The 19004-nt window shown below is 51.3% G+C and carries 11 protein-coding genes; 6 read left to right on the plus strand and 5 right to left on the minus strand.

The features are described from left to right. Positions 1 to 28 precede the first annotated feature (28 nt). Complete coding sequence (gene hutC / locus IC617_RS04195) at positions 29 to 715, plus strand: histidine utilization transcriptional repressor HutC (protein ID WP_191143734.1); 687 nt, start codon at positions 29 to 31, stop codon at positions 713 to 715. A 112-nt stretch (positions 716 to 827) separates the two neighbouring features. Further along, on the plus strand, positions 828 to 1094 hold the full coding sequence (locus IC617_RS04200) for a PGPGW domain-containing protein (RefSeq protein ID WP_191143735.1): 267 nt from the start codon (positions 828 to 830) through the stop codon (positions 1092 to 1094). Positions 1095 to 1101: 7 nt separating this feature from the next. Here the strand turns inward: IC617_RS04200 and IC617_RS04205 are convergent, their stop codons facing one another. From IC617_RS04205 to IC617_RS04225, 5 genes are all read right to left on the minus strand, one after another. Then, positions 1102 to 2763, minus strand: coding sequence for a L,D-transpeptidase family protein (locus IC617_RS04205; RefSeq protein WP_191143736.1), 1662 nt, complete (start codon positions 2761 to 2763; stop codon positions 1102 to 1104). 62 nt (positions 2764 to 2825) lie between these two features. After that, the gene (recD, locus tag IC617_RS04210) at positions 2826 to 4718 is read right to left on the minus strand and encodes an exodeoxyribonuclease V subunit alpha (RefSeq protein WP_191143737.1); all 1893 of its coding nucleotides are present in this window, start codon (positions 4716 to 4718) and stop codon (positions 2826 to 2828) included. Then, positions 4715 to 8281 (minus strand): exodeoxyribonuclease V subunit beta, encoded by a 3567-nt coding sequence (gene recB / locus IC617_RS04215; RefSeq protein ID WP_191143738.1) that lies wholly within the window; start codon positions 8279 to 8281, stop codon positions 4715 to 4717. The genes recD and recB overlap by 4 nt, the downstream gene beginning before the upstream one ends. Further along, positions 8278 to 11631: an exodeoxyribonuclease V subunit gamma gene (recC, locus tag IC617_RS04220; protein WP_191143739.1), complete on the minus strand. Its 3354-nt coding sequence runs from the start codon at positions 11629 to 11631 to the stop codon at positions 8278 to 8280. Before recC ends, recB begins: the two co-directional genes overlap by 4 nt. Before the next feature lie 136 nt (positions 11632 to 11767). Beyond that, the gene (locus tag IC617_RS04225; protein WP_224745770.1) at positions 11768 to 14629 is read right to left on the minus strand and encodes a family 78 glycoside hydrolase catalytic domain; all 2862 of its coding nucleotides are present in this window, start codon (positions 14627 to 14629) and stop codon (positions 11768 to 11770) included. Positions 14630 to 14953: 324 nt separating this feature from the next. Here IC617_RS04225 and IC617_RS04230 point away from each other — a divergent pair, with 324 nt between their 5' ends. The 4 genes from IC617_RS04230 (at position 14954) to IC617_RS04245 (ending at position 18922) form a co-directional block, all read left to right on the plus strand. After that, positions 14954 to 15769, plus strand: coding sequence for a transporter substrate-binding domain-containing protein (locus IC617_RS04230; RefSeq protein WP_191143740.1), 816 nt, complete (start codon positions 14954 to 14956; stop codon positions 15767 to 15769). 43 nt (positions 15770 to 15812) lie between these two features. Further along, positions 15813 to 16472: an HAD-IA family hydrolase gene (locus IC617_RS04235; RefSeq protein WP_191143741.1), complete on the plus strand. Its 660-nt coding sequence runs from the start codon at positions 15813 to 15815 to the stop codon at positions 16470 to 16472. Positions 16473 to 16543: 71 nt separating this feature from the next. Next, on the plus strand, positions 16544 to 17761 hold the full coding sequence (locus IC617_RS04240; protein ID WP_191143742.1) for an alginate lyase family protein: 1218 nt from the start codon (positions 16544 to 16546) through the stop codon (positions 17759 to 17761). Between the two features lie 39 nt (positions 17762 to 17800). Next, positions 17801 to 18922: a substrate-binding domain-containing protein gene (locus IC617_RS04245; protein WP_191143743.1), complete on the plus strand. Its 1122-nt coding sequence runs from the start codon at positions 17801 to 17803 to the stop codon at positions 18920 to 18922. The last annotated feature ends 82 nt before the right edge of the window (positions 18923 to 19004 follow it).

Here is a 19004-nt window from a genome sequence, read left to right on the forward strand (position 1 = left end):
TTGCCCTTGAGCACTAAATGCCACATCAATGCCTGCTGCTAAGTATAACAGTATTAAACAATTTTTATTTAATGAGATCGCCTCGGGGCGGTGGCCGGAACATCACCGCGTGCCATCGGAAAATGAGTTGGCTAATCAATTTCAGGTCAGCCGGATGACCGCCAGACGAGCGTTGCAGGAACTAGCTGATGAGGGAGTGCTGCTACGCACGAAAGGCTTGGGTAGTTTTGTTGCACCATTTAAAAGCCAAAGCTCGCTGGTGCAGGTCCAGAACATTGAACATGAAATTACCCAACGGGGCCAACGCCACCATACTGAACTCATTACGCTAGAGTCGCGCGAGTCGGATCAGGAAGTCTCCATTGCGCTGAGCTTGCCCATTGCCAGCCCGGTATTTTTTGCCGCCATCGTTCACTATCAGGACGACTTGCCAATTCAACTTGAGGCGCGTTATGTCAATGCCAGACTGGTGCCTGGCTTTATTGAACAGGATTTCAGCCAAATCACCCCCCATGACTACTTGAGTAAAATACTGCCCTTAACCGAAGCTGACCATTTGGTTGAAGCCGTATTGGCCGACCGTCAGACATTGCACTATTTAAAGCTCAATCCACCACAGGCTTGTCTGCAATTAACTTGTCGCAGTTGGACCGCCTTGGGCGTGGTCAGCTACACCCGTCTCACTCATCCCGGCCAACACTTTCGACTCGGCTAATACCAGCAACAAATTAGTTGGCAGCAATGCCATGGAACTGTCATTAACTCATGGTTAATTAGACACTTTAGAGTCGAACCATTGTGAGTAACTGCCGCTAAATATGAAGCGCATGATGTTGTCAGTAACCGGTGCGTTACTGTTAGTGATCGGGTTGGTGTTGATCCCAATGCCAGTGCCTATTGGTCTGGCGATTGCCATTACTGGATTGGCGCTGCTGATCCACAATAACGAGGCGGTACGCCAGCTAATCCGCCGCTGGCGCCAGCGTTACCCCGCCATCAATGACAAACTGCGACGAGCCGGTGCCGCGCTGCCAAAACCGTTGCGCCGCATCGTCAGTCGCACCAAGCCTCCAGTGCAACAGCGCAGTAAATAAGCGGCCCTTAGTACAACGCCCGCTCTACGGCCGGTTGCATGATTTGTTCTGCAGTCATGCCCAGCTCTTTCAGTAAACGGGCGTCATGGCCATAAATGTCGTCATGGACAATCAGGTGATCGTCATCATCGACAACGGCGGTGAGATAAATAATACCCACGGTAATCGCGGTCTTGAGCGGCACCACTTTCGCCGCGTCCTCATCAAACTCCTGATTAATGGCTTGTTCATCCCAACCTTCAGGGTTAAGCACCCAATTGGCTAAGCCCGGCACATCGCCAACCCGAATACAGCCATGGCTGAAATCGCGGCGCTCTTTAGCAAACAGGCTTTTAGCCGGCGTGCCGTGAAGATAAACGTTGTTGGCGTTAGGGAAGATGAATTTAGCTTCGCCCAACGCGTTATGGGGGCCGTTGGATTGACGCAACAAAAATTCGCCGCGCTTGAGTGCAGCGATGTTCTCAGGGGTTGGCGGGAAGACCTCTGCAGTTTTTGAGAAATGTTTCACCAACTGAAAATTGTGCTGCTCAAAAAAGCCCGGCTCATCAACGTGGGGAATGTATTCGCGACGCAAAATACTGTTGGGCACATTCCAATAAGGGTTAAACACCATGTAGGTCATGTCGGCAACAAACAGCGGCGTGCGATAACGGCGGTAGCTTTTGCCAACAATGACATCGGAGCTGAACGTCATGTGTTGCTGGCCTTGCGAGTCTGCTTCAATGCCGTACATGGTGAACGATGGCACGTTGACCAGAATGTAGCGGGTATCAACAATTTTTCGGGGCAACCAGCGCAGTCGCTCCATGGTGGCGATCATTTGCTGCTCGCGCATCGACCAGTCTTTATTCAGCGCTTGGTAGGTCCGCTTACCGATGATGCCATCCTGACCGAGACCGTTGAGAAACTGAAAACGTTTGATGTTAGCAACCAACGCCGGATCGTAACTGCCTGCATAATTCATCGGCTCAGCCGCTGGTACCAGCTCAACAACACGATCAGCAATGGCTTGGTATAGAGACTCCGCAATAGCGTCCCCCGGGTGCAGGGTTTTGCCCTCAGCAATGGTTTGCCACGGCTCACCGGCAAGGCGCTTATCGACAATATGAATCATCGCCTGCTTGAGACGCTGATACAGCAACGATGGTGGCTCGGCTTCGGCTAGAATAGCAACTGGATCGGCACCATCGGAGATCCGTTGTAGCAAGTGGCCCGGGTCGTCTGCCTCAACCACTTCAGGAAAACCTTGATGGTGGGCAGTGGGCGACGTTCGGCCAACCTTGACATCCGCTGCGTATTGTAAAAAGCCAAGGCTGAGCAGCAGCTCTGCCCGAGATTTTGATAACTCGCCAAAGGTATGCTCCGAGGCAATCATATCGATGGTATCGACAAAATAATCGGCTGGCCGCAAGCCGTTGTAGTGAGCTTGTTTTAACACCTCAAATAACGCTTTGGCTTGTTCGGTTGGCTGGCCATCGATATACCAGATTGGCTGATAGTCTCTGAATTCGTAAAAACTCACCAAGTGACTGTAGTGCTCGCTGAAACGTGGCAGTTGCAAGGTTTCGGCAGGTAATTCGTCATTAAGATTCTGGGCAATGTAATCACTGATACTGGCAACGGCAATCGCTGGCAGTAAACAAACAACGGCGAGTAATCGGCGTAACATATCGCTTCCTTGGCAAATCGTTTTGGCTATAAAGCCTAGTCGAGAAATCAGCCAGTGCAGGCTTATTTTTGGAGGTTCAGTCGCTCAGCAATTCGTTGTTTTAATCCAGAAAAACGCACAATTCGCTGACTCAGCGCATGATGCCAAACCGACTCGCTGGCACAAAGGGTCAGCCGCTGTTTGGCACGGGTAATGCCAGTGTAAAGTAACTCTGGACTTAATAGCTCATGACGTTGCTGCGGCAGCAACACCGCGACATGACCAAATTCTGAACCTTGGGTCTTGTGAATCGTCATGGCGTATACCGGCTCTACCGGTGGCAATCGTGATAAGCTGACCCGACGAAATGTCGGCTGGCCCTGCTCTTGCCCCTCAAACCAAGCCATCAAACGCCCCTGTTCATCGGGCCAAATTAAACCGACATCGCCATTGAAAAGCTCAGTGGCATAATCGTTCTCAGTCACCATGATTGGCTTACCGCGATACATCTGACTAGGCTTGATTAGCAATTCTGGTGGCATATTGGCTTGATTCAACTGTTGCGCCAGCAATTGTTCAATCCGCTGGTTTAGCGGCTCGACGCCACGTTCACCAACTCGCGTTGCCACCAACAAGCGGAATGCTGCCAGCGCAGCAAAGCCATCACTGAGTGATTGGGCTTTAAATATCCCACGGTACTCCGCCACCACGGCGCGGCTCAGCCAGATCTGCCACTGATCATCGGCAACTAATTGCACTTCATGGTCAAACGCCAGCGTCTGCTGACCGCTGTGCCCTTGATGATGACTCAACAATTGCCAGCTGGCTTTGGCCTGACATTGGATCACCAATTGCGCTACCTGGCCGATGGCACCGGCAAAGCGATGACTTTTTCGCAGCATGGTTTGGTAATCAAACGCGCTATTGGCAGCCACAGGCACCACTTGCTGACTCAGCGTTGCAATCAGTTCGGCAGCTTGGGCCGAGTAACCACAATCGCGCTCCGTGATATCGGCCAGCACACAGCCAGCGTCAACCGATGGCAACTGATCGACATCGCCCAGCAAAATAAGTTTGCTGGCTGCTGGCAACGCATCGAGCAATTTAGCCATCATTGCGGTGTCGACCATGGACACTTCATCAACCAATAAAATATCGCAGGGCAGCGGATGTTCGGCATGATAGTTCAACGCCATCCGATCCGGACGGTAACCGAGCAGTCGATGCAAGGTTGCAGCCTGCTCTGGAATGGCAGCAAGCAGATCACCGCTCACGCCTTGTTCGAGCAATTGCGATTTAGCTCCGGCAATCGATTCACTTAGACGCTGGGCAGCCTTGCCGGTTGGCGCTGTCATCATGATCCGTTGCGGCTCGTCCGCGGCAATCAATAACGCCGCCAGCAACCGCGTCACTGTGTAGGTTTTGCCGGTGCCGGGCCCACCACAAATCACTGTCAGCGGACGCCCTATAGCATTGGCAACAGCCACTTGCTGCCAGTCCGTCTCATCACTGCTGGTGTTGCTAAATAACGTCGGCCACTGACTCGTCAAGCGCTGACATGCAGCGGCTGACACCGTTTGGCGTTGCATTCGATTGGCTAACTGTTCGGCAATCGCTTGTTCGTGCAGCCATAACCGCTGCAGATAAATGCGCTGCTCGGCGATCACCACAGGAATTGACGGCGTTAATAGGCTGGCTAACTTCGCTAAAGCATCGTGTAACGTTGGCGGCGACGGAAACAGATAGCCGCTGTCGGGCTGATCGCTGTGCTGCCACAACCTTTGTTGCGCCAACCAGTTCACCTCAAGGCAGTTATGGCCTTGGCGCTGCGACCAGCAAGTAGCAAGCAATAAATGCCAAATTAACTCATCGACATCGCCGGCTAACTGCTGCTGCCATTGCTGCACCAAGAAATAATCGATCGCCTCAATGCCTGCTAACTGCTGCTGGCAGCGGATTGAATTGGAATAGCTCACTGAACCACCTCAGCCGCTTCGGCAAATAAATCGTCAAGCGCTAGCAACAAATCAATGTCCAAACGACGATGGTAAACGCCAGGGTAATTTGCCTCCTCCTCGTTGTGCTGATCGCTCATCCCGCGCAAATAGAAATAGTAAACGCCGCCTAAATGTTGCTCTGGCTGGTAATCCGCTAAGCGCACTTGCAAATAACGGTGAAGCGCAAGACTGTAGAGCAGATACTGCAAATCGTAATAATGAGATTGATTATTCAGGTTCAGCGCCTGCCATTGGTAATCGGCCAGCCGGTTGCCCATGTGAGTGCTTTTATAGTCGGCCACGTAGTAACGACCCTGATACTCAAAAATCAAATCGATAAAGCCATGCATCATCCCCGATAATTGCTCATCACCGGGTAAGATCACCGCTTCTTTTTGCGCTCTATGCTGGCCTAATAGTTTCGCCAGTTGACGTTTTTGTAGCGATGCAATCGGGAAGTAAAACTCACTTTCGCGCAAGGTGGCTGACCAAGGTAATTGTGCCAAACAAAAGCTGCGCTGAGAGTCATACAAGTCAGGCAGAGGCGTCTTTAGCACTGCCTCTAGCCAATCAATTAGATCCTCACATTGCTCTGGTTCAAGCTGGCCAAAACGTTGCACTGGACCGTTCAAGGCGGCATGCCAATTGGCATCACTGAAATCGACATGTTCAAGAATATCGTGGAGTAAATTACCGGCCGCGGCACCTTTTTTTAGGGTAAAGCGCAGTTCGCTCGGCGCTTCATCATGACCAGCGTCGAGCGCTAATTCGCTTTGCGGATCGCTGTGTTCTTTTTGGTCGAGCCGGACTTGGTGGGCATTGCGAGTTAGCGCCGAAAACGACGTCAATCGCCAATCATCAGCAATGGTGCCTTTAAAGCTGGCCGCTTGCAGTTGCTGTGGCGCCGTTGGCTGTGGTGCGGACATGGCTAAGTCCAGCGAGTCTGCGGCGCTAATGATCGCGCTGTGATTACTATCAACGGCGGTTAACTGGCTGATTTCACTCGGCCAGTCGCCTTTGTTGGGCATTGCCAATGCCTGTCCGAGTGCGGATTTGTGGCTGTCTTTAAACGGCGCAACCCCCAAATAACAGCGATGCTCGGCGCGGGTGACTGCGACATAAAGCAGCCGCATGGCTTCGGCATGACCTTCCAAGCGAACCTGCTTTAACGCCAGATCAGACTGGCCAAGTTGGCAAACTGCAGCGTTTGATTCGGGATCTTGATAGCGATACACCTCAATGTAACGACTACCAAATTTCGCCGGATCTTGGTACTTGGCGGCAAACGGTACAAATACAATGGGGTATTCCAGCCCCTTGGAGCCGTGCTGGGTCACAATACGAATAAGGGCATTGTCGCTTTCGAGCCGCAGCAGGTAGTCGTCCTCTGCACTGTCCAAGGTGAGCTGACGTTGCAACCAATTCAGCAACTGCTGCGGTTGCTTGTATTGGCGACTGCGCTGCTGAAGGATTTCTGCTAAATGGAGCATGTTAGTGGTAGCCCGTTCATGGCGGCTCGACGAGGGCTGAAAGTGGTCCTGCAATAACCGCAACATCAACGCCATGATGCCTTTTTGCTGCCACGTTTGACGCAACTCCAACACCAAGGTTCGTGCTTGCTCGAACTCAGATTCAAATTCAACCTGCTGAAAATTGATTAAATCCTGCGCGTCAAAGGCCAATAGCGGCGACGCCAATGCGCGGATTAATTGGCGATTATTGTGACAGTGCCAAATGCCCTGCAAGGCATGACACAGTTCGGTCGCCTCGGGGCTATCGAACAAGCGCTCTCGATTGCTGACAAACACCGCATCTAGCCCAACATCGGCCAATGCCTGACGGACGAAAGTTGCCTCTCGGCCTGACCGCACCAACAGCGCGATATCCTGAGGTTGTATCGCCTCGCCGCCTAATTGAGCTTGCGCCAGCAGGCGTTTGGCTTCGTTAGCGCACCACGCAGCCAATCCTAGGTGGAAGCCATCTGCACCAGCTGCCGGGGCATCATCTTCAGCCAGCCAAACATATTGCATTGCCGCATCGCGTTGTGGATCGCGCAAAGGTCGTTTGCATGCAGCAGCATGTGGAGTCGAGCCGATCTGCTCGTAATGAATGCCAAAACCAAACACATCCGCTGCGCTTTCGGCTAAGTCCGCGCCCCAGAACAAACGGTTGTAGCTGGTCACCATGGCACTGACCGAGCGCCAGTTGGTATCCATGTGCCAGCGATAGTTGGCAGCCTGCCGTGCCTGCAGGTAGGTAAAAATATCGCCGCCACGAAAACCGTAAATGGCCTGCTTGGGATCGCCAATCATCAACAGCAGCGCATCATCACGGGCTGCTGGGTACAATACATCGAAAATTCGATATTGCGCCGCATCCGTGTCCTGAAATTCGTCGACCAAGGCCACCGGATACTGTTGTTGCAATTGCTGGCTTAGCGCACCATCGGGCGCTGACGCCAGACTGTTGTGAAGGCGATGGATCAGATCATCATAGTCAAGTAATGCCAGCCGTTGCTTAGCCGCAGCCATGGCTTGGCGGATGTCGTGAATGCCATCAATCACGAGCTGATAAGCGCGCGCTTGCTGCTGCCGCTGTTGCGATGTCACGAGCTCTTTTGCCAAGCTGGTTAGTTGCTTGAGTTGTTGCAGGACAGGCTTTACCGCCGCCGCTTTGGCGCGATATTTATTAAAAGTGGCGAATGCCGTCGCCAGCTTCACCGGATAGTGTTTAGCTTCGCCGGCGATACCGGCTAGCAAGTCGGGCCACGATGATGCCAGCGGCGCATGCGGCTCAAGTAAGTCCGATAAAATCTGCTGTTGCTGTTGTGCTAACAGCGTCAGCATGGCCGCTTGCTGTTGCTGATACTCGGCAGTTAATAATGCGATCGAATCATCACTTAAGTACGCAGCGAAGCCATTGATCAGTTGATGATCGCCAGCCAGTTCACGGCCAAATGCCTGAATAAACTGCTCTGGCTGATGCCAGCCATGTTGTGCTAACACCGCATAGTCGCTTTGCTGGCGACTGATTTGGCGAAGCCAATCTTGTACGGCTTGCTGTTGCAACTGGCTGACATCCGCTTCCATGGTCACTTCAAACGGCAAGGCACTTTCAAATGCCTGTTGCGACAACACCCGATTACAAAAACCGTGAATGGTGTAAATAGCGGCTTCATCCATTTCTAATAAAGCCGCTTGCAGCAGCGAGCGGGCTTTGTCGCCATCGCAACGCTGCGCTAACGCGCTAAAAAACGGATCCTGTTTTGCTAATTGCTGCCACTGACTGAGCGTTGCCCGCAACGTTTCGGCGATGCGGCCGCGCAGCTCTTCGGTCGCCGCGCGGGTAAAGGTCATCACTAGAATTTGTTGCACCGGCAATTCCCGCTCCAACAACAGGCGCAAATACAAGCGGGTGATGTTATAGGTTTTGCCGGTACCGGCGCTGGCTTCAATCAGGTGGCGACCAAATAAAGGCAAGTCCTGAGCGAGCAGTGGCGCCGATGCGGCATCGGGCTTTGCCACTTGCAGATGATCGGTCATGCGGTTTGCTCCTTATCGCCAAACAAAGCTTGATACATGGGTTGATAAGTCGCAGCCATTAGCTCAAGTAGCTCATCTGACGGCACCGGATAATTATCTTCATGCTGATAAAACCACTGAAAATATGGGTCTTGGTCGAGCCCCGGCAGCGGCGCAAAAGGTTTCGATTCGACACAATCGCGCCATGCTTTGGCAATACTGCCTTCGGCCAGCTTATCGGTTAGCGACTGCCAAGGCTCGGCCTGCCAGATAGCCTGAGCCAAACGACTAAACAGCGGTAGTGGTTGGCTCAAGATCTGCTGGCGCGTATCGAGCAGTTGCTGTAACAAGCGCTCGGCCAAGTTGGCTTCAATCGACGCCGCAAGCTGATGACAAATGACCTGGCCAGTTTTTGAATCAAGGTAAAGCCCAACGCTGGATAGCGGCCGCTCGGCCTGCAAAGTGGCAATTAAATGATGAATCCATAACTTGACTAATTGATTGGCGCTATCGCTACCTGGGTGATAACAAACAATGCCCTGTTGGTCGGCTTGCCACTGCAAATCAGCGCTGATTTCGCAAGCGCCGAGGCTAACTGCATATTGCTGCGCAGGTGCAACGCCAATCTGCTCGATGGCATCCGCCAGATTACTGGCTCGCTCGCTCCACTGCTCGATCTCAGCGTCAATCATTGGCGTCTTTGGCAATTGCCCTGAGGCGAGTAGTGCCTGCTTGACCGTGGCAGCCGACTCACCGCTGAGCTGGGCCTGAACCAAACGCTGGGTGGCATCAAAGCGCATCAAGGTATCGCTGGCAAAAGGTTCGGCATCGGTCAACGGCTGTTGCTCGATATCAAGATATAACTGCAACCGCTGACGGCCAAATTGGCGCAACGGGTGGACTAAACACTGAATCAATTCGCTGGCGCTGACAGGGTCTTTTTCCGGTGGAATAGCAGCTTGGTTAGTGTCAACATCCGCTGCAATTGCAACCTGTCGCTGAGGCGCAGGTACAGGTTGCGCAAGGCGCATCCAACCAGCTTCAAAACTACTATCATCATTAGCTTGCGCTTGATACAACCGCGCACTAAATGGGTGTAACGGCTGCTGTTTAACATGACTTTGCGGACCGCTAAAGCACCAACCATAGCCCTGAGCTAAATAATCCATCAACTCGGCCAGAACCAAGCTCGGTTGGCGTTCATTGTTATCTTTCGAATCGCGACCCTGATAACTCAGAATTAAATGCTGGCGCGCGGAAATTAATGCTTCGAGAAACAAATAACGGTCATCGCCTCGGCGCGAGCGGTCGCCCTGCCTCCGGCCATGGCGCGCCATTAAATCGAAACTCAGCGGGTTACTTTGGCGCGGAAACACGCCATCGTTAAGGCCAAGAATGGCGATCACTTTAAACGGTATGCTACGCATCGGCACCATTGAGCAGAAGGTCACCTGCCCGGTCATAAAGTGGTTGCCGGTATCGGGTTGCGAGAAGTGATGACTGAGGTAATGTCGCATCACGCTAAGTTCAATGTCACAGCCATAATCGGCCTGCTCACAGGACACCACAAACTCGCCGAGCACCTGATGAATGTGTTCAATGACATACTGATCATCATCATGATCGTCAAACAGCTGGCTCAGACTTTGCTCAATAAATTGGCGCCATTGCTCAGCACTTCGCGGTGTTTGTAAGGCCGCACTAAGCCATTGCAATTGTTCTAAGATTTGCATCAATCGGCCCAGAAGCACGCCTTGCTGACCATCCACCACCGGCAGCCACTGAATACCATCAACAATCGTCTGCTGGCCGGAAGCAAAGCCTTGCAATAATCGAGTCAGACCCCACTGCCAACTATAGGTGCCCAAGTCGTAACTGGCGCCGGCAATCTGCTGCTGATGCTGCTGATCAATGCCCCAATGGATACAGGCTTGCTCTAACCACGACTCAATGGTGGCCAGCTCACTATCAACCAAACCAAAGCGCCGCTGCAGCGATGGCACCCGCAGATACTCAATAATTTGGCTGACTTCAAAGCGGCTATCGGGCAATTGCAACAAGTTCAGCAACGCGTTGATCACCGGCTCTGAATCCAACAAGGTCCGATCGGCAATCGAGCAAGGTAAACGCGGGACTTGCCCCGGTTCTTGATGTTCCCAAGGTTTGCGAAATACTGCATCGACATACGGCGCATAATCTTCAATGCGCGGGCACATCACCAATACATCACTGGGTTGCAATGCCGGATCCGCGTTAAACAAATGGAGCAGCTGATCATGCAGCGCCTGAATCTCGCGAAGGGCACTATGGCACGAATGAAAGACGATGGAATCGTCAATCACAGGCTCAGTTGCCGGCTGCGATCTGGCGTCGGTTAAATTGAGAATATCGCGCTGTATCGACGCCAATAACGAATGATGCGGCTGGCCACTGGTGTGATCGCTAGCAACTGTATCGGCTTCATTAAACGCGGCAATTTCTTGTACGCCGAGCTGTTGCAAGCCATTAAACAAGTCCTTGCCCTGCTGACCTAAATTGGCCAGTAGCGGGTTGCTCTGGCCATCACTGAGCCATTGCTGATATTGCTGCTGGCGGAGCGCTTTCGCCTGCGCTTTGTCTGATTGCAGTTCGCCCCAAAAATCGACACATGGATTAAGGTGAAACAGGTGAACATCAATGTGTTGCGCTAGCGCTTGGAAAAAAGCTAACGACTGCGGTGCCATGGCGTTAATGGCAAACAAGCTGATTTGTTTTGGTAATCGGGCTGCATAGCGCTCAAAATTATTTTCAATCTCAGCGATTGCCCGTTGCTGTAATGATGCAGGATGCTCTGGGCTATCAGCCAACAAGGCGCGCCACAAATAGGCCTGCCATTGCTCATCGGCACTCTCGCCTTGCGCACCCTGTTGCCATTGCTCAAGCCAGTCGCTGCGGTAGATTAAGTACTGCTCAAACAAGTCAGCAATTTTAGCCGCCAACTGATAACGCTTGAGATGGCCCTGAGCGCTGTTGCCTTCTAGCCAATAACTCTGCAACGGCGCACATTCCGGCGCTGCGATGGTTGCCTCTGCCGCCAGTAACTGATCCAGCTTCCAGACCATGACTTCTCGACGAAATGGTGATTGCCGTGGCACGGAGTCCCCCAGCAAGATCCGAGCGGTGTCCCAAATAAACCGCGACGGCATCGGAAACTCCAAGTTCATCGCCACTCCTTGCTGCTTGGCCAACTCCATATTGAGCCAATGCTGCATGCCCTGACTTTCAACCAGAATGACATCAGCAGCCAAGACATCGCTGCGCCGATATTTGAGTACCGCTTGTAACAGCTGAGAGAGTATTTCAAGACGATTGGAGGGGTACAGGGTGAGCACTAATGGTCCTTGAGCTGGTGCGGAAATCCGATGCTCCAAGGGTACTCAGATTTGGCCGTAAAAACGAGCCTAGCAGCACAAACTAACAAAACAGGCGCCATCAAGGCGCCTGCTAACTGAATCCGAAATGAATTGATTACAACGCGGTCGTCGCGACGGTCAGTTGGTATTGGCCTGGCTGGTAAATGGCACTGGCCTGCCCCGGTAACGTCACCTTAGCGGTTGAGTTATTCGGAACTTCGAATTGCCAATGGATGACATCGCCTTGGCGCTGCCAACGACTGACAATGGTGCCATAACCGGTCTGATAGCTAACATTGACGTGGTCTAAGTCAGCTGGAAACACAGGTTGCAGAGCAAAATGCTGAAAGCCTGGGTTATCACCAAGCGGTCGAATGCCACCCAAGCCTTCATAGAACCAACCGTCATACCCACTGTGGAACGGGTGATTCAAGGAACGGCCCGGCGCGTTCTTGCGCATCGGATCGGCGTCTGGCACATACACACCTTTACGCTCCCACAACGTGGTTGCCTGTAATTTATCAAACTGCCACGCATAGCCCGGATAGCCTTCTGCAGTGAAGATGTTATATGCGGTATCGCCATAACCATAATCGCTGAGCGCGCGATAGACATAGGTCTGGCCAAGGGCACCGATAGAGCCATGGCCTTGCCATGTTTCAACAACATCTTTATTCAGCGCATCAGCAATTGACTGCCGCAACGTTATAGGCGCAATGCCAAAGCGCAACGCCATGGCATCAGCAGTTTGACTGCCATAATGGCCAGTTTCAGGGTTATAAAACTCGTTGTGGAATTGCTCACTAATAGCGCCAAACAACGACTGATAGCGCGCCGCATCGGCATCTTTACCAAGCAATGCGGCAATTTTCGACATCAGATTAGCGCCATGGGCCAACAGTGCCGAACTGGTGATCGTTGGGCTGGTATGTTGCGGATTGCAACGTTTACGTCCCATACCGGGTTTCAGCACGGGATCACACCAGTCGCCATAGCCAATGCGCAACAAGCCGTTGTCGAGTTTGGATTCAGCGGCGTCCATGTACTCCACCATGCTGTCATACTGATCGCTGAAGATTTGCAGATCACCATGATGGCGATAATGCTCCCAAGCAATCATGATCTCAGCAACCGCCCAATCGTAAGTGCCACCGTGAGAGCGCTTGCCCGGCACCACGGCCGGCGCGATGTGGCTCGAGGTAGCAAAATCACCGAGATATTTCTGCCACAGGTTTTCCATATTGAAGTTGTAGTTACCCGTGATCAGCGCAGCATGGGCGTCACCAGTCCAGCCTGCACGTTCACGGATTGGACAATCCATCGGCACCGCCATCAGGTTACTCTCGTAACTCCAAAGGGCCATGTCATGAATGCGATTCAACAACTCGTTGGAGCTGGAAAATTGCCCCGCCACTCCGACATCACTACGTACCAAGTGAGCGCTCAACACATCAAGCGTCGGCGCTTCAGTTAAGCCAGTCATTTCGACATAACGGAAACCATGCCACGTGAACACTGGCGTCCAAGTCGCCCCATCGTTGCCAGAGGCAATGTAGCTATCTACTTGTTTAAGCAATGGTGCTCCGCCGCCACTTTTCTGGCTGATATTTCCTTCAACATCAGCCCATTCGGCATAGCGCAGATTAATGGTCTGGCCCGCAGCAAGTCCTAATTTGGCTAAATCAATGGTCGGTACACCAGTAAAGTTTTGGCCAAAATCAAAAGTCCAAACGCCCTCGCGAGGCTGATAAATCTTGACTGGCGTCATTTTCTTAATGGCACGGATCGGCGGCAGACGCTGAGGCTCTAAACGCCCCGTCGGCCATTGTTCAAGTGCTTGTACTGGCTGCCAATTTGCTAGTTCGTTGGCAGAAAGTTGTTGATTCCAATTAGCAACAACTTCATTGGCATCAAACAGCTCACCCGAGAACAGCCCGTCTTTTAACACCGGAGATGGATGGCTGCGCCACTGTTCATTACTTGCCACCACCGCTTGGCTACCATCGGCATAGGTCAACTCAAGTTGGGCAATAAACTTAGGCTGACCATAAGAGAGGGTTTTCTTCGCTTGTGGGCCCACCTTTTCATCGGGGTTCTTCCACTTGCTAAACGCGATGTTTTCATCGTACCAACCGCTGCCTAAGTGAACCGCAATGGTATTGGCGCCCTGATTCAACAGCGCGGCAACATCATCAGTGTTGTACAAAATACGCTGATCAAAATCAGTTTGGCCTGGGTCCATCAGTCGGTCATCGACCTTTTGGCCATTAATGAACACCTCATAATAGCCAGCGGCAGTGCTGTGCAAGCGCGCTTTGACAATGGTTTTATCAGCATCAATAGCAAAGTCATGGCGGAATAAACTGGCTGTCGGTTGTTTTTTGAGTTGCTCAACCACTTCCAATTGCTTTTCTTTCTTGCTGGCTGGCAGTGCTTCGGTGATATCAGGGTGAACATTGGCCGCATAAAGGATCCAAGGCATGCGTGCCTCGGAACTATCGGCAACGACACGTTGTTCAACCTGAAGCCACTGTGCCTGCCAATCGGCCTGCTCAATTAAGCCCATTTCCCATTGCCCTACTTGGCTCCAAGGGCCCGGTTGCTGTTGGTTCTCAGCCCAAACGCGTACTCGCCAAAACGCTGTATCTTGTGCGCTTAGTGGTTGCCCAGCATAGGCAATGTTGACCGATTGTTGAGCCGCCACCTTGCCGCTGTCCCATAGGTCGGGATTGCTATTGGCGAGTCGCTCGGCACTGCTGGCAACTTGAACTTGGTAGGCGCTCTGGGTTTTGGCATTAGCATGCCATGACAACCGTGGCGTTTGGCTGTGAACATTAAGCGGCGTTGCCGTACCTTCCACCAACAGATTGGCAGGAGCTTGGTGATTGATGGGCTCACTCGGTTGCGGATCGCTGGCGCTGGGTTCGCAGGCCATAATCGACAGCACCAATGAGCAAATAGCTAGGGGCCGAAACATAGAACAATTCCCGTTTATTTATTTTTGATTAGGTTGTGGACACATCATCACATTGCCTTCGAAACATTGCCTTCGCAGATCCCCGTTTTCCCAGTTAAAGCCGGGAAGCAAGTAACAGTGTCATTAATGGTTGGTCGTAACGATACGATCACAAAATTAGCAATGCTGTGACAAATATCAATCAAATGAAGTTACATAATTGCACATTCAATCATGTAGAGTCATTATTCATCACACCGATGCATGACATCAACGAACAATTACAACAAAACTCATCAGCAGCAGCGGACGCACAGACTGGTTTGTCACTGAGGTAGGTAGTCCATGAACAAATACTCTATTCGTCGCCCTTTTTTAAAACTAGCCATGTGTTCACTGCTAGCGCTTAATCTGCACAATGCGTCGGCAGTGGAGCTTGTTGTGCCCAAGCCGAAAGGCGCGTCTGGCCAGCACAAAATTGAACTGCTCAAGCTCATTGCCAAGCATGCCGACCAGCCGATCACTGTTGTGCAAAAAGAAACATCGAACCGCATTCAAGAAATCAACATGCTCAATACCCAGCAGTTGAACGTGATGTGGGCACCGAAAACGGCAGATCTCGAAAGCCAATTGCATGCAGTCAAAGTGCCGCTCGATAAAGATATCGTTGGCTCGGTGGCGATCATCATCAGAAAGCAAGATTTAGCTAAGTTCAGTGCGGTAAACGAGTTGCGACAACTCAAAGCAATGCAGGCAGGCGTTCGCAAAGACACGGTAACCCGGCAGATCTTAGAGCAGCACTCCTTTGGTTTGGTATCGACCTTGCGCGGTCACTACGGCTACATGCTCGATGGCGAACGCTTTGACTATTTCCCGGTTGCGGCATCAAACGCCTACAGCCTCGCCTCCAATTGGGCGCAGAGCGAACAGCTGGATCTGATGGTCTACCCTGATTTGCTACTCAAACTTCCGCTTAATTCCTACTTTTATGTGGAAAAAGGCAATGTTCAGTTAGCTAATGTGATTGAGAGCGCTTTGCACAAAGCGATTGAATCCGGTGATTTTGACAAGTTGCTGAAAAGCTCGCCTGGCTATCAGGCCGCCCAGCAGTTCTATCAGAGTGACGACGTCAAAGTCATGGATATCTTGGCATCACTGTAACCAGTGATGCAGGCGCCATGTAAAACGGCAATGGTTGAATAACATGATTAAGTGCGTAATTTTCGATTGTGACGGCACCTTAGTCGACAGCGAACTGCTGTGTAACATGGCGCTCTCCCATGAGCTTTCAGACTACGGCGTAGCCATCAGTGCCGAGCAACTGGTTGCGCAATATCGTGGGGTTAAACTTGACCATATCTTGAGCGACATCGAGCGCCACTATGAAGTGACATTAAACGAGGAGTTTATTGTCACCTATCGGCGCCATGTTGCTCAGTTGTTCGACCGCTACCTGAAGCCGTGTGACGGTATTGAGCAAGCGCTTGAGCAACTGTCACTGCCGATTTGCGTGGCATCGTCAGGGCCGGTCGCAAAAATCAAACACGCCCTTGAATTGACCCAATTGGCTTCATTTTTTGGCAACAACATTTTCAGCGCCTATGAAATTGGCAGCTGGAAACCCGATCCAACATTGTTTCTTCACGCTGCTCAAACCATGGGGTTCGCCCCCGCGCAGTGTGCGGTTGTCGAAGATAGTGTGGTTGGCATTCAAGCAGCCCAAGCCGCTGGTATGAGCCCGATCCTCTACGACCCCCACAACATTCATCCAAAACTAGCAGATGTGCTGACCATTGCCAGCATGAGTCAACTCGGACTTGCCCTTGCGGCGCATTCTGTTGATTTAGCAAATCGAATCGATTAACCGGAGCCATAGTGAACGCAGTCAAAATTAGTCCTCGCCGATTCAACCTAACCAGCCTCTGTGGAGGCATTGTGTCGTCAGTAATCATCCTGACCAGTACGCCGTTACATGCGGCAACAGTGCCCGATTTGGTTTATTACGATCGACAACAACTTGAGGCTATTCAGGACGATATTGACGCAGGCCATGAGCAGTATGTGAAGGCCCTTGAGCAAGTCTCCGCCAAAGCAGACAAAGTACTCAAGCTAACCATTGATAGTGTGGTCAATAAACCCAATGCCGGCCCAAGTGGCGATAAGCACGACTACGTCAGCCTTGCGCCCTACTGGTGGCCGAACCCAGAGACTGAAGACGGCCTGCCTTGGATCCGCAAAGATGGTCAGCTCAACCCCAAAACTCGTGGGGTTTATACCGATCAAAAGCGAGCAGAGACTTTTCTCAGAGGGCTGGGCTCATTGTGGCTCGCATACACCTACACCTCTAAAGACCAATATGCGGATCACATGAAGGTTCTGCTTGACGCTTGGCTGATTAATGATCAAACCCGCATGAACCCAAACCTGAACTTTGCTCAGGGCATCCCAGGAATCAACGACGGCAGGCCGTTTGGCATTATTGAATGGAGCAAAGTCAGCCATATCGTTTCGGCCATGCAGCTACTGAAAGCCAATAATAAGATCGATAGCGACTTTGCCAGCAAAGTTGATCAATGGCTCAGCCAGTACTTGAACTGGTTACTGACTAGCGAATTAGGTCAGCAGGAATCGAGCAAAGCCAATAATCACGGTACTTGGTACGATTATCAGGTGATCGGGCTGATGACCTATTTAGGCAAAGAACAGGAGGCCAAGGCACACCTCAATATCAGCCAACAACGTATTGCCGAGCAAATTGCTGGCGATGGTGCCCAACCCCATGAGTTAGGCCGCACCAAGTCCATTAACTATGCCTCGATGAACGCCGAAGGGTTAATAAAAATCGCCTTTATGGCAGAGCAATTAGGTGTTGATTTATGGCGCTTTAAAGGCGAACAGGGGCAGAGTTTATCGGCCGCTGTTGGCTACTTTTATCCTTATTTAACTGGCGCGCAGCAGTGGCCACACCGGCAAATTTGGCGAACCATTGATAAAGCGTTTGTCGCCAAAACTCATCCGATGTTGTATGTCGCCCAAGCGTTCATGCCGAGTCTTAACTTACCTGCATCAATTGAAGCGCAAGTAGACCAAACGATTAGTGCGGAATATCGCCTGCTTTATCGTCCCAAACATGTCACAGGGGCCTATGATTAACCATTATTGGCTTGCCGAAAACGGCTGGTGGAGTTAGTCATGAGAATGACGCATTGGATAGCAATTGGCTTGGCAATATGGGCACTGGCTCTACCTGCGTGGGCCAAGCCGATTAATGTCCTCTATATGCCTCCAGGCACATCGGGCTACTGGCATGACACCACCATTCCCATGCCTGCGGTGGCTGAACAGCTCGGCATTAACCTGACCATAATGCCGATCAAAACCAAAGACTTTGACTATGAACAATCCATCATTGAGCAGGTGACTGGGCCCAACAAACCCGACTGGCTAATTTGGTCACAGCGCCGCTTAGCAACCGAGCAGATCCTTGATGTTCTTGAGCAGCAACAGATCAAGTCAATCGATATCACTAGCGGATTATTTGAACAGGTTAAAGCTCGAATCGGCTATCCACAGCAGCGATACCAGCAATGGATGGCGGAAGTGGTGAGTGATGAGTACTCGGGCGGCCGCAGCCTAGTGAATGACTTAATTCAGTTAAAAACCGATCAATTCAAAGCTGATCAACAGCAGGTGCTACGGTTAGTGGGCCTTGCCGGTAGTAAGCGGGTTGCCGCCACCCTGCTGAAAACATCAGCGATGCGCAGCACCGCAGAGCAAGAGAAGTTGGTTGAGTTGCTACAGGTGGTGTTCATCAATAACTGGGGCCGCGTCGACTCCCAACGCAAAGTGCAACAACTGTTCAGTCGTTACCAATCCATTGATTTATTTTGGGCCGCCAACACCGCCATTGCGCTTGGTGCGGTCGATCAAATACATGCCATGAACTTTGAACCTGATGATAAGCCACTCATTGCAAGCTTTGGCTGGAATCAGGACGTTTTTCAAGCCATCACCAATGAAGATATCGCCTTTAGCTTGGGCGGCAACCAATTTATCGGTGCTTGGTCATTAGTGGTTTTGTACGACATGGCCAACGGCTATGAATTAGCCGACATTGCCGAGAACAATATTGTTCAAATCCCGTTTTTCAAAGCAACAAAACAAAATATTGACGACATCATGCCCTTTTTTCAGCAAGCAGCATGGAAACAAGTCGATATCAAACAATTTTCACGTAAGCACAACCCTGATATTCAGCAATATAATTTCGACTTTTCTCAACTAATTAATCAGAGCCAGTCGTCAACAAATTAAGTTTATTTAAATAAAAGTCAGATAAATAAAAATACAAGAACAACGAACAATTTAACTTGCTAATTAAAACTTCATAGGAATT

The organism is Neiella litorisoli, assembly GCF_014773395.1.
GTDB lineage: Bacteria > Pseudomonadota > Gammaproteobacteria > Enterobacterales > Neiellaceae > Neiella > Neiella litorisoli.

Excerpts from the sequence above, each read along its gene's own strand:
- hutC (WP_191143734.1), top strand. The coding sequence starts at position 29 with ATGCCTGCTGCTAAGTATAACAGTATTAAACAATTTTTATTTAATGAG.
- IC617_RS04200 (WP_191143735.1), top strand. The coding sequence starts at position 828 with ATGATGTTGTCAGTAACCGGTGCGTTACTGTTAGTGATCGGGTTGGTG.
- IC617_RS04205 (WP_191143736.1), bottom strand. The coding sequence starts at position 2,763 with ATGTTACGCCGATTACTCGCCGTTGTTTGTTTACTGCCAGCGATTGCC.
- recB (WP_191143738.1), bottom strand. The coding sequence starts at position 8,281 with ATGACCGATCATCTGCAAGTGGCAAAGCCCGATGCCGCATCGGCGCCA.
- IC617_RS04225 (WP_224745770.1), bottom strand. The coding sequence starts at position 14,629 with ATGTTTCGGCCCCTAGCTATTTGCTCATTGGTGCTGTCGATTATGGCC.
- IC617_RS04230 (WP_191143740.1), top strand. The coding sequence starts at position 14,954 with ATGAACAAATACTCTATTCGTCGCCCTTTTTTAAAACTAGCCATGTGT.
- IC617_RS04235 (WP_191143741.1), top strand. The coding sequence starts at position 15,813 with ATGATTAAGTGCGTAATTTTCGATTGTGACGGCACCTTAGTCGACAGC.
- IC617_RS04245 (WP_191143743.1), top strand. The coding sequence starts at position 17,801 with ATGAGAATGACGCATTGGATAGCAATTGGCTTGGCAATATGGGCACTG.